General features: G+C 42.1%; 9 protein-coding genes. 5 read left to right on the forward strand and 4 right to left on the reverse strand.

Annotation, left to right across the window (positions count from 1 at the left end; translation table 11 throughout):
* Positions 1-2 precede the first annotated feature (2 nt).
* Positions 3-1,271, forward strand: a complete 1,269-nt coding sequence (gene bioA / locus H9X96_RS14220) for an adenosylmethionine--8-amino-7-oxononanoate transaminase (RefSeq protein ID WP_187666927.1) — start codon at positions 3-5, stop codon at positions 1,269-1,271.
* Between the two features lie 36 nt (positions 1,272-1,307).
* Here bioA and pdeM read toward each other — a convergent pair whose 3' ends face one another.
* Genes pdeM through H9X96_RS14240 form a run of 4 tightly spaced genes read right to left on the reverse strand, consistent with a single transcriptional unit; the run spans position 1,308 to position 7,077 of the window.
* Positions 1,308-1,943, reverse strand: coding sequence for a ligase-associated DNA damage response endonuclease PdeM (pdeM, locus tag H9X96_RS14225; protein ID WP_187666928.1), 636 nt, complete (start codon positions 1,941-1,943; stop codon positions 1,308-1,310).
* A 1-nt stretch (position 1,944) separates the two neighbouring features.
* Positions 1,945-4,476, reverse strand: a complete 2,532-nt coding sequence (locus H9X96_RS14230; RefSeq protein WP_187666929.1) for a ligase-associated DNA damage response DEXH box helicase — start codon at positions 4,474-4,476, stop codon at positions 1,945-1,947.
* A gap of 4 nt (positions 4,477-4,480) precedes the next feature.
* Complete coding sequence (locus H9X96_RS14235) at positions 4,481-6,076, reverse strand: ATP-dependent DNA ligase (RefSeq protein ID WP_187666930.1); 1,596 nt, start codon at positions 6,074-6,076, stop codon at positions 4,481-4,483.
* On the reverse strand, positions 6,073-7,077 hold the full coding sequence (locus H9X96_RS14240; protein WP_187666931.1) for a ligase-associated DNA damage response exonuclease: 1,005 nt from the start codon (positions 7,075-7,077) through the stop codon (positions 6,073-6,075). Before H9X96_RS14240 ends, H9X96_RS14235 begins: the two co-directional genes overlap by 4 nt.
* A 135-nt stretch (positions 7,078-7,212) precedes the next feature.
* On the opposite strand from H9X96_RS14240, the gene H9X96_RS14245 reads away from it, so the two are divergent.
* The 4 genes from H9X96_RS14245 to H9X96_RS14260 all read left to right on the forward strand — a co-directional run bounded on the left by H9X96_RS14245 (position 7,213) and on the right by H9X96_RS14260 (position 12,763).
* Positions 7,213-9,540 carry a TonB-dependent receptor gene (locus H9X96_RS14245; protein ID WP_187666932.1) on the forward strand — a complete coding sequence of 776 codons (2,328 nt, stop codon included), beginning with the start codon at positions 7,213-7,215 and terminating at the stop codon, positions 9,538-9,540.
* Positions 9,541-9,552: 12 nt separating this feature from the next.
* Positions 9,553-10,350 (forward strand): DUF4249 domain-containing protein, encoded by a 798-nt coding sequence (locus H9X96_RS14250; RefSeq protein ID WP_255431121.1) that lies wholly within the window; start codon positions 9,553-9,555, stop codon positions 10,348-10,350.
* A gap of 134 nt (positions 10,351-10,484) precedes the next feature.
* Positions 10,485-11,393 carry an NAD(P)/FAD-dependent oxidoreductase gene (locus H9X96_RS14255; protein WP_187666933.1) on the forward strand — a complete coding sequence of 303 codons (909 nt, stop codon included), beginning with the start codon at positions 10,485-10,487 and terminating at the stop codon, positions 11,391-11,393.
* Positions 11,394-11,566: 173 nt separating this feature from the next.
* Complete coding sequence (locus H9X96_RS14260) at positions 11,567-12,763, forward strand: GAF domain-containing sensor histidine kinase (protein WP_187666934.1); 1,197 nt, start codon at positions 11,567-11,569, stop codon at positions 12,761-12,763.

Consider the following 12,763-nt stretch of genomic DNA (forward strand, 5'->3'; position numbering starts at 1 on the left):
TCATGACTTTAGCAGAACGAGATCAGAAGGTAATCTGGCACCCTTATACGCAGATGAAGAATGCTTTGCCGCATATACCAATTGTAAGCGGATCAGGTGCCTATCTTTTTGATGAGGATGGAAAGAAGTATATTGATGCCGTTTCCAGCTGGTGGGTGAACATCCACGGACATTCACATCCCCATATTGCCAAAAAAGTATCCGAGCAATTGAGTGTATTAGAGCATGCGATTTTTGCTGGTTTTACCCATGAACCGGCCGTACTATTGGCGGAAAGGTTATTGGAAATCCTTCCTAAAGGTCAGGAAAAGGTGTTTTATACCGATAACGGATCCACTGCGGTGGAAGTTGCTCTTAAAATGTGTCTGCAGTTCTGGTCTAATACTGGAAGTGTCTCGCGGACTAAAATTATTGCTTTTAAAGATGCCTATCATGGTGATACTTTTGGAGCAATGTCTGTAAGCGGTAGAAGTATTTTTACAGATCCTTTCAGCTCCATGCTATTTGATGTGGAGTTTATCGACCTTCCTAATGCGGATAATATCGCGCAGATCAAGTCTAAAATCAATTACTTGAGCAATGAAGTGGCTTGTTTCATCTTTGAACCAATGGTCCTTGGTGCTGGAGGAATGCTGATGTATGAGGCGGAATACCTGGATCAGCTGATTGACACCTGTCAGAAACAGGGTATTTTGACGATTGCAGATGAAGTGATGACCGGATTTGGTCGTACAGGGACTTTGTTTGCCTGTGAAGCTTTAACAGCGGCGCCTGATATTTTCTGCCTTTCCAAAGGCCTGACCGGTGGTACCATGCCTTTAGGGGTAACCACTTGTAATGACAAGGTTTTTGAAGCATTTATGAGTGACGATAAACTGAAAACCTTGTATCATGGACATTCCTTTACAGCGAATCCAGTTGCCTGTGCAGCTTCTTTAGCCAGTATGGATATTCTTTTGAGCTCGGAGACTTTGCCAAATATCCAAAGGGTAAAAGCAAAACATGAAGCGTTCGCTGCACAGATAAAAGACCATCCTAAGCTTAAAGATGTACGTCAGAAAGGGACTATTCTGGTCATAGAATGGGAAACAGGAACAAATACTTCTTATCTGAGCGGATTGAGAAATCAGTTGTATTCGTATTTTCTGGAAAGAGGGATTATTTTAAGGCCATTAGGAAATATCATTTACATTTTACCTCCGTACATTATCAGTGACGAGGATCTGGATTATATTTATAAAACCATCAACCAGGCTTTAAACGATATTTAACCGTCTGATTTTTCGGTAGGATATCATCAAAACCTGCTAAACTTCAACAATATGGCCTGGTGTAATGGCATAAAATCGGTCGCCTTGCTGTGGTTTCAGTATACTTAATCCTGTAAAGGCACTAAAGGCGGGTAAAATAGCATACGATGCCCCAAAGTAAAAGCAAGGCAAACTTAACCTTTGTCTTGCTTTTCCATATACAGTGACTCCTGGATGGATATGTCCGGAGATGGTGTAATATTCATCTTCAGCTATTGGACGGTCGTGGATAAACCGGAATGGACAGCAGATCAATTCTTTTTCATAAACTTCAATCCCTAAATCTTTGTAATCTTTAATCAAGAGCCTGTCGTGATTTCCTTTGATCAGTAGAAATTTTAGGTCTGGAAATGTAGCTCTCCATTGCGAAAAAACGGTGATATCGCTATTCAGCTGATGGTGAAATAAATCTCCGGTGATCAGTAATTTTTTTGGATGATACTGTTCAATGAGTCCTTTAAGGCGTGTCAGGTCCTGGTCACCAATTGTTGAAGGTACTTGAATACCATGTTTTCTAAAATGTGCAGGTTTACCAATATGGAGGTCACTGATGAACAGCATTTCCTGTGCCGGCCAATAAATAGCCCTTTCTTTGCTCAATATTAATATTTCTCCCCGACAGGTAATTTGCATGTTAAGCTTTATTTTTTTTGTTCTTTTTGTCCGCCTCAACGGTCATTCTTTCAATCCTTTGCCCTAATTCTTCGGTGCTCATGTTTTCCCTTAAACTGTCTACTTTGATCGGGAAGCAGAGGGGCGTATAACTTTCCGGCCTTTTCAAGATGATTGTGCTTTGCTGGATGCGCTGTAAGGCTGCCAATAACCTGGGTTCTTCAATTTGCTGGTAAAAAGCCTCTTCATAAGCCTGACGCAATAATAAGTTCCTAGGGTCATAATCCGTAAAAACATTGAAAAATAATGCCGACGAAGATTGTAAATGCTTGTTGGCAGTATATTTACCGGGAAACCCTTGAAAAACCAGTCCGGATATACAGGCGATGTCCCTAAATTTCCTTTTGGCCATTTCCGTGGCATTGATGCTGCTCACGATGTCTTCTCCTAATTGTGCGGGGCTGAATAAAGTCCTGATTTCTTCTTCATCCATAGGAATTGGATGTTCCGATAACAACTCAAATCCATAGTCATTCATGGCAATCGAGAAACTGATTGGGGTATGACGGCTCAGACGATAGGCAATTAACGCGGCTAAAGCCTCATGCACCATACGGCCTTCAAATGGATAAGCAAAGATATGGTAACCGTCTTTGGTGTGAATCAATTCTACCAGAAACTCATCGCTTTTTGGGACATGAGATACGGCAGCTTGTCGTTCAAAAAGAGGGAAGACGATGTCCAGCTCTTCATCCTCATGTGTTTTATCCAGTGTCTCATTGTATTTTTTCCTTAAGATGCTGCCTAGATTCGCAGTCAATGAAATCCGGCCGCCCATCCAGCTTGGGCTGATCGCCTTTTTCGCATTGCTGCGCCTCACCAGTGCCGTCATTTCTTTGACCATAATGAATTCTAACACCCTTCCGGCAAGCGTAAAACTATTCCCTGCTTTTAATTTGGAGAGGAATGATTCTTCCACCATTCCGATATATCCACCACCAAGATATTTTACTTTGATCATGGCATCACTTACAATCGTACCGATGTGAAGGCGATGTCGCATGGCGATTTGCCTGCTTTCCACCTGCCATAACCCATCCTCCGCTTTAACTACCTTTTTAAATTCATTATAAGCCGTGAGACTGTTGCCGCCAGTCGTGATAAACTGCATGATCCAACTCCATTCTGAAGGTAAGATCTCCTGGAAAGCATGGGTTTGTTTTACCTCTTCATAGATTTCCTCCTCCTTAAAGCCATCGCCTACTGCAAGTGTAACCAGGTACTGGATGAGGGTGTCAAAAGCCATCACCACGGGCTCCCGACTTTCTATCTGCTGTGTTTTTGCCGCCTCCTTAATGGCTGCTGCTTCTACCAATTCCAGCGCATGGGTAGGCAGGAAATAGATTTTTGATGTTTCATTTGGAGAATGTCCGCTTCTTCCGGCACGCTGTAAAAATCGAGCAACTCCTTTAGGGGAACCAATTTGGACTACCGTATCTACCGGCTTAAAATCCACACCCAGGTCAAGGGAAGAGGTACTGATGACCGCTTTTAATACTCCTGAATGCAGCGCATCTTCTATCCAGTTGCGTAATTCATAATCTATAGAGCCATGATGAATGGCCAATACTCCCGCCAGGCTTTCATCTAATGCCAGCAGGTTTTGATACCATAATTCTGCCTGCCCTCTGGTATTGGTGAAAATTAAGGTCGTCTTACTTTTATGGATAATGGGTAAGAGTTTGTGCGCCAGTTTATGCCCTAAATGCCCTGCCCATGGCAGCATATCGATATGATCGGGCAGGATTGACTTGATCAGGATTTTCTTTTTTACGTCAGCCTTGACAATGATTTTTAGCAAATCAGAGTAGGGGACCAGTACCTCCATGGCCTGCTCCAGATTTCCAATGGTGGCCGAAATCCCCCATATTCTAAGCAGTCGTTCCGGATGTTTTTCTTTTAAGATCCCTTTGATTCTGGAGATCGCCAATTCTGCCATTACCCCGCGTTTACTTCCGATCAACTCGTGCCACTCATCGGCAACAATACATCGGAGGGAATAAAAATGGGAAGAGCTGTTTTTCTGTGCCAGCAATAAGTGCATGCTTTCGGGTGTGATGATCAAAACTTCTGGCATCTGTTTCTTTTGCTTCAGTTTTTCTGAGGCCGTGGTGTCTCCGTTTCTAACGGAAATTTGCCAGTCTAATTCCAGTTCCGCGCAAACTTCCCGCATGGCCCGGGCAAGATCTTTTGCTAAAGAGCGAAGGGGGGTAATCCAGATTAACTTTAATCCTTTACTCGATTTTACAGATTTTTTTAATCCTTTTTTTGTGGATAATTTTATACTGTTTTCAGCCTGTTCGTTCAACTCTTCAATGACTACGGCCAGAAAAAGAGAGAACGTTTTTCCAAAACCGGTTGGTGCATTAATCAATCCACTGTAACCTTCCGCATAATATTGCCAGGCATCACTTTGAAATTGGAAAGGTTTTCTTTTTCCTGATTTCAGCCATTTTAACACTTGTCGGTAGCCCTTGCTCTTTTCTATGCCCATATTACTATCCTAATGTAGAATTTAACAATTGCCTTAAATCTGCTAAAGTATTGATCTCTTCCACTTTTTTATCTTTCCTCCATCTGGCAATTCTAGGGAAACGCAGGGCGAGACCGGCTTTATGCCTTTTACTTTCGGCAATACCTTCAAAAGCAATTTCAAATACCAGTTCAGGTTTAACGGTACGCACTGGACCAAATTTCTCTATTGCATTTTTCTTTACAAAAGCATCGACCTCTTTAATCTCTGCATCTGTTAATCCTGAATAAGCCTTGGCAATGGTAATCAGCTGGTCGCCATCACGAACAGCAAAAGTATAATCTGTGAAAAACCCGGCTCTTCTGCCGCTTCCTTTCTGTGCGTAAATCATTACTGCGTCAATGTTATAGGGGTTGATTTTCCATTTCCACCAATCGCCTCTTTTTCGGCCGCTATGGTATAAAGAATCTAATTTTTTGAGCATCAATCCCTCGCTGTTCATGGCCCTGGAATCCATTCTTATTTCCGCAAGTTCTGCCCAGGAATTGGCATTTACAACCGGAGACATCAACAGGTTTTCCTGTGCCGGAATTCCAGAAATGAGCAGTTCCAGTATTTTCCTTCTATTTTTTAGGGGCTCAGCCCGCTGGTCTGCCCCCTGGTATTCCAGTAAGTCGTAACAGTAAAAACCAATAGGGGCATTTTCAAGTTGGTTTTTAGCAATTGTTTTTCGGTTTAGTCGCTGCTGCAATAAGGAAAAAGGCAATACTTTCCCCGATTTGACGGCAAGGATTTCTCCATCTAAAACAGTTCCATCGGGTAGTTCCGCCAACAAAAAATGAAGCTCTGGGAATTGATCTGTGACCAATTCTTCTCCTCTTGACCAGATGAAAAGTTCTCCGCCTCGTTTTACAATTTGTCCGCGGATACCATCCCATTTCCATTCCGCCTGCCATTCTTGTATTTCCCCCAATGCTTCCGGGGCTTGATCCAGCGCGTAAGCCAGACAAAATGGATAGGGCCAGGAATGGTCGGTATTGACATGCGCACCAACAATCAGTTCCTGGTAAGTAATTTCTTCCGGCTTCCATTTCCCCATAATGCTGTGCATGATCTGATTGGCAGGGGTATCACTCTGTTTAGCTAAAGCGTTGACCAGCATTTTTCCCGACACTCCAATTCTAAAGTTTCCTGAAATCAATTTATTGAAGATAAAGCGTTCCGAAATGTTCAGGCAATCCCAGGAATCGGTGATAAAAGTTTTTTTAACCGCATCATCTTTTCCGTTAATGTCTGCCAAAGCCATGATCCATTCGCTCAGTTTAAGGTCGCTGCTGTGTGTTGGAGGCGGTAAAATCAGGGCGATCGTTTCGCTCAGGTCTCCTACATTATGGTAGCTTTCCGCAAAAAGCCAGGCGGAAATACCACTTTTTTCAATGGCCCATTCTCTAAGCAGGGCGGTGCTGACTGGGCGCTTAGGTTTTTTTCCGGTAAACATAGCGATCACGTAAGGCTTGTCCTGCTCCTCCGCTTCATTAAAATAAGCTACCAATGCAGCCATCTTATCATTGGTTTTATTGCTGCTTTCCAGCTGGGCGATCAGTTCTGTGAAGCGTTTCAATAGACTGCCTCCTCCTCATCTTCTACACCATACTGCGTTTTCACCTCTTCAGAATCAATGCCGATTTCATTTAAATACTTAGAGAATGTGGCAGTATAGCCATGTGTTACGTATACTTTTTCAGCTGATGTGGCCTTAATCGCGGATAGTAAACCTGGCCAATCGGCATGGTCACTAAGGGCAAAGCCAGCGTCGGAACTTCTCCACCTGCGCCCGGCGCGTACTTGCATCCAGCCGGAACAAATACCAGTTGCAGGATGGAGTAATGTTTTGATCCACCGGCCATCTGCAACTGCCGGAGGAACAATTAAGATACCTTCCTGAAGCTCAGATTTGCTGATTTCCGGACTTATTCTAATTGTTTCCGGGAGGTCAACTCCAGCTTTAATAAAGGCTTCATTCAAGTTTGCTATAGCGGAATGAACATAGATTTTTTGTTGCAGAAGGCTGAGGCCTTTAATTAGTCTTTGTGCTTTTCCGAGGCTATAGGCTGTTAAAACGCTGGTTTTTTGTTGCTGCTGATTGCTGCTGTGCCAATTGCTGATCTGGTCGATAATCACTTGTTGGGGCAGCCATTTGTAAATCGGCAGGCCAAAGGTGCTTTCTGAAACAAAAGTATGGCATTTTACGGGTTCAAAGGCTGTGCTGATGCCATCATATTCTACCTTGTAATCACCGGAAATCACACAGATTTCACCCTTATATTCCAGTCTTACCTGCGCAGAACCAATCACATGACCAGCAGGGAATAAACTCAGCTGGACGCCATTGATCAGCAGGCTTTCACCATACGCGAGGGTTTGTATCTTTAAGTCACCACCCAAACGATGCAGGAGAATAGGTTTGGTGAGCTCATGACATAGATAAGCAGCATTGCCTGATTTCACATGGTCTGCGTGGCCATGGGTGGTTACCGCAAGCTGTACAGGTTTCCAGGGATCAATGTAAAAATCACCTTTGGTGCAGTATATTCCTTTATTTGTAAATTTGATTAAAGCCATCCTATTTAGAACAATTGCAAAGAAGATAAAGTTTGCTTTCATTATTTCGGTGGAAAACACTTAGCATTCAGTATATTTAGCCATTCGTGTAGATATTTACAGCATGATCTAAGGAATATTATACCCTATTTTTTTATGTCTCATACCTTTAGACTATTACTGATACTTTTATTGAGTATAACATTTCAGTATTCCATAGCCCAAACTAAAAGAACCATTAGCGGGAATGTGACTGATGCAAAAACAGGCGAAACACTGATTGGCGCCAGTATCAAAATCAGCGGCGGCAGTACTGCTTCCGGGATAACCAATGCCTACGGCTTTTATTCTCTCATTATTCCAATGGGTAAATATGAAGTAGCGGTAAGTTTTATTGGCTATAAAACCACTGTTAAACAGGTGGAAGTTTCAAAAGATCTGCGACTTAATGTGGCTTTGGAGGAGGATAACCAATTGAATGAAGTAGTCATTTCGGCGACTAAAAAGAACGAAAACGTGAGTAGTCCGCAAATGGGACTACAAAAGCTAAGTCTTCGTGAAATCAATGATGTTCCGGTGCTTCTTGGCGAACGTGATGTACTGAAAACTTTGCAGCTGCTGCCAGGAATTAAATCTGCTGGCGAAGGAAATAGCGGCTTTTATGTTAGGGGAGGAGCAACAGATCAGAATCTGATCCTCCTGGATGAAGCACCAGTCTATAATGCTTCCCATTTACTTGGTTTCTTCTCCACTTTCAATTCCGACGCAATTAAGGATGTAAGCGTCTACAAGGGAGGAATGCCGGCACAGTATGGCGGACGATTGGCCTCTGTTCTTGACTTGAAAATGAACGATGGAAACCGCAAAGAGTTTACTGCTGAAGGAGGGATCGGACTGATCTCTTCCAGGCTGAAAGTAGAAGGGCCGATTGTGAAAGACAAAGGTTCTTTTATGGTGAGCGCAAGGAGAACCTATATGGATCTTTTCTTTAAGCTTTCACCGGATAGCTCGATCAATAGCAATACCTTATACTTTTATGATTTAAATGCCAAGGCAAATTACCAGCTGGATGATAAAAACACCTTGTATATATCCGGTTATTTTGGCCGTGACAAGCTCGGCCTTGCCGATACATTTGGCTTCAATTGGGGTAATGCAACAGTTACCTTGCGTTGGAACCACTTATACAGCAGTAAGTTGTTCTCCAACACCTCTCTGATCTATAGCAATTACAACTATGTGATTCAGAATATGATGGAAGACAATAATTTTAAAGTGAATTCTTCTATCAAAGATTTTAACCTGAAGCAGGATTTTGATTACCGCTTGAGTAACAACCATAGTCTGAAGTTTGGGCTCAATGTGATCCATCACACGATCGCCCCAGGTAAGCTTAGTGCAGACGAGAGCTCGAGTGTCAATCCAACCACTTATGAGAACAGAAAAGGATTGGAATCTGCTATGTATGTGTCTGATGAATGGAACGTGAATGAGCGTTTTAATCTAGTTTATGGTTTTAGATTGAGCAATTTTTCTTTATTGGGACCAGGAAATTTCAAGACTTATGATGAAGATGGAAATACGGTTTCCAGTAAATATTATACCTCCGGAGCAGTGATTAAAACCTATTTTAACTTGGAGCCTAGGCTGTCTGCTAGTTACCAGTTGAATACTTCCAGTGCTGTAAAGGCTGCTTATAACAGGAATGTTCAAAATATCCACCTGATGTCTAACTCTACTTCTACTTCGCCAACAGACCTGTACATTATGAATAGCAATAATGTGAAACCGGAAATTGCGGACCAGGTGGCAACCGGTTATTTCAGGAATTTTAACGATGATAAATATGAGTTTTCCGCAGAAATTTACTACAAATGGATGCAAAACCAGATCGAATATCGAAGTGGAACAGATTTGAGAGGAAACAGCAATGTGGAAGCTGATTTGTTGTATGGTGATGGCCGTGCTTATGGAATAGAATTGTTTCTGAAGAAAAGATTTGGAAAGTTCAATGGCTGGATTGGCTATACTTATTCCAGAACAGAGCGTCAGTTTGATGCGATCAATGAAGGAAAATGGTTTTATGCGAAACAAGATAGAACACATGACGTCTCGCTGGTTGGGATTTATAAAGCCAGTACACGCTGGACTTTCTCTTCAGTATTTGTTTACAATACCGGAAATGCAGTGACTTATCCGAGTGGTAAATATGAAATCAATGGAAAAACAGCTTTTTATTACAAAGAGAAGAATGCTTACCGCACACCGGCTTATCACCGTTTAGATGTGGCGGCTACCTTGGAAGGAAAACCAGGCAAGAAACTACAATCCAGCTGGTCTTTCGGAATTTATAATGTATACAACAGACAAAATGCTTTTGCAATTGATTTCAAGGATAATGAAAATGATCCTAGTCGGACAGAAGTGGTCAGGACTACTTTGTTTGGTATCATTCCTTCGGTTACCTGGAACTTCAAATTTTAACCTAAAAGCGTCATGAAGAAAATGAAATTAGATAAAGGATGGGGTTTAGGATTGATGATCATCTGTCTTTTCTCCGCATGTGAGAAAGTAATAGCGCTGAAACTAGACGATGCTCCGGCAGTGGTGGTGATTGATGGCGGGGTGAGCGACCAGAATGAGGTGCAGCGTGTTAAAATTTCCAAAACATATAGCTTTACCGAGCCTAATAAATTTAATGGGCTGAGCGGTGCAAAAGTAGTGCTTGGCGTGGATGGTACTGGTGCTATTGTTTTTAATGAAGTGTCTCCAGGTGTCTACCAAAGCGTCAAATTCAAGGGTAAATCGGGCTCCAAATACGATCTTTCGGTGACGGTGGAAGGACAAACTTATAGTGCCAGCTCGACGATGCCAGCTCATGTGCCTATGGATTCACTTACGTTTAAGAGCTTTACCTTTTTCGGAGAAACCAAAAATTATGTAGCTGTAAACTTTAGAGATCCTGCAGGAATAGCCAATCAATACCGCTATATCCTGAAGTTTAAAGGAGTGGTAGAAAAAGATGTGGTCTCCGAAGACCGCTTTGATGATGGAAGTAAAGTCAACAATGTGATCTTTTACGAGTTGAATGACCTGATTAAAGGGGATAGTGTACAGGTAGAACTTCAGTGTATCGACCGAAATGTGTACCGGTATTTTTATAGCCTCGGTCAGAATACAGGAGGAAATGGGCCGCCTGTTTCCCCGGCAAATCCACCCTCTAATTTTAGTAACGGTGCTTTAGGCGTATTCAGTGCGCATACTTCTAGTATAAGAACGGCATTAATTAAGTAAAGCAACATTGTGTCATCTTTATGTTTTATTGTTGCAATTTAGTTGCATATACCCTTCGCGTTCCTAACTTTGTTTTCAACTAGTGGTCAGTACATGAATATCCTTTGTACTGTCTTACCTGAACTTTAAACAAGATGGAAAAAGAAACGATACAAGAAGTAATCATTATCGGTGGAAGTTATGCCGGTCTTTCTGCAGCAATGGCTTTAGGCAGGGCGGGAAGAAAAGTCATGGTGGTAGATAGCGGGAAGCCCTGCAATGCGCAAACGCCGCATTCTCACAACTTCCTGACACAAGATGGCGAAATTCCAGCCGCAATTGCTGCAAAAGGATTGGCGGAGGTGCTAAAATATCCTACTGTAACGCATTTAAATGATTTTGTGACTGCTGCCGTAAAAATCAATGACCATTTTGAGCTAAAAACTGCGACTGGTCAATCTTTGAAAGCGAAGAAATTATTGTTTGCGACAGGACTGAAAGACGTGATGCCAGAGATCAAAGGTTTTGCGGAATGCTGGGGAATTTCTGTGATCCATTGTCCTTATTGCCACGGTTATGAAGTCGCAGGTCAAAAAACAGCATTGTTGGCCAATGGGGAAATCGCATTTCATTTTAGCCAGGTACTGAGTCAATGGACCAAAGATTTGGTTTTATATACCAACGGGCCAGCGGAATTAAATGAAGAACAACGGTTTCAGCTCCAGAATCATGGTATTCCGGTCATTGAAATTCCTGTAAAAGAACTTTTGCAGGCAAATGGTCAGCTGAAAAGCCTGCTGCTGCAAGATGGACAAGAGCATTTCTTTAAGGCAATGTATGGGAAGGTTGGGTTGGAGCAGCATTCTTCTCTGCCTCAAAAACTGGGCTGTGAAATAAATGAGCAGGGTTATTTGGTAATTGACGATAAAAAACAAACCACTATTTCTGGCTTGTATGCAGCCGGCGATTGTACCACAATGGCCAGATCCGTTTCTATAGCGGTAGCATCAGGCACATTATCAGGGGTTTCTATTAATGCTGCCTTGATTTCTGAAAGCTGGTGAAAGCGGTTTTTTTTCTTCACAAGGAAATATGTTTAGGTAAAACAGATCTTTTTTAGAATAGCTATTTTCAGGCGTAAAACTTTATCTTATGTCATATTGTTTAGGTATAAATGATCGTAATTTGTTTTCTGCTAGAAACATTGCTAACTTTATAATTATTAATGGTAATCTCAATGGCGACTCAAATAGATCTGGATACTGCAACATTAGAAGAAGAAAGAATAAAAGCTTTAAAAAGTTACAGTATTCTTGATACGCCACCAGATGGTTCATTTGATAAGTTGACCAAGCTTGCCGCCAACCTTTTAAAAGTACCTATTGCAATTGTGAGTCTGGTAGATACTGATCGCATCTGGTTCAAATCAAAATATGGAATTGATTTACAGCAAATTGACAAAGATGACGGTCTTTGTGCATCTGTGGTTTTTTCTGACGACCTGTACCTCGTCGAAGATGCATCCATAGATGCCAGAACACTGTCTAACCCTTTGGTAGCTGGTAGTTTTGGATTGAGATTTTATGCCGCTGTACCACTTCGTACCCGGGATGGCTTCAATCTGGGTACTTTTTGCGTGATCGATAAAGCACCAAGAACATTAAGCGAAGAGGAGGAACAGATTCTTAGAGATTTGAGAGACATTGTGATGGATCAGATTGAACTACGTCTGGCTTCCAGAGTCAGTATGGCTCAGCACAACCAGATTCTGAATACAACCGCCCACGACCTTAAAAATCCATTAACCACGATTCCAGTGCGTGCGGATCTGATCAAGATGAAGAAAGATAATCCTGATATGGTGGATACGCTTTGTGATCAGATAAAAATCGCCAGCCTCAATATGGTGCGCATCATTGATGAGCTCCTGCAGGTGGGCAGTATGGAAGCGGGAAAAATACACTTGCTATTAATCAAAGTAAATGTTTCCTTTTTAGTGAGTAATGTGGTCTCTATGAATCAGCCATTGGCAGAAAGGAAGAACCAGACGCTTCACTTCAGCTATGAAAGGGATCTTTATGTGAATGCCGATGAAGGTAAACTGACGGAAATTATAGACAATTTGATCAACAATGCGATTAAATATTCCCCAGCAGATAAGCACATTTTTATTCGTGTAAAAGAGCGATCTGGGAGGGTACTGATTGAAGTGGAGGATCAGGGATTAGGCCTTACTTTGGAAGATAAAAGTAAATTATACCAGCGTTTTACCCGCTTAAGTGCGCAGCCAACCGCTGGCGAAAATTCAACCGGCCTTGGATTATCCATTGTAAAAGTCTTAGTCGAAGCCCATAACGGAACCATCTGTGCAGAAAGCGAAGGCAAAGATCGAGGCTGTAAATTTATTGTTGAGCTGCCAGGCAGGAATGGCTAG

Origin of the sequence: Pedobacter sp. N36a, assembly GCF_014472395.1 — a bacterium.
Classification (GTDB): Bacteria; Bacteroidota; Bacteroidia; order Sphingobacteriales; family Sphingobacteriaceae; genus Pedobacter.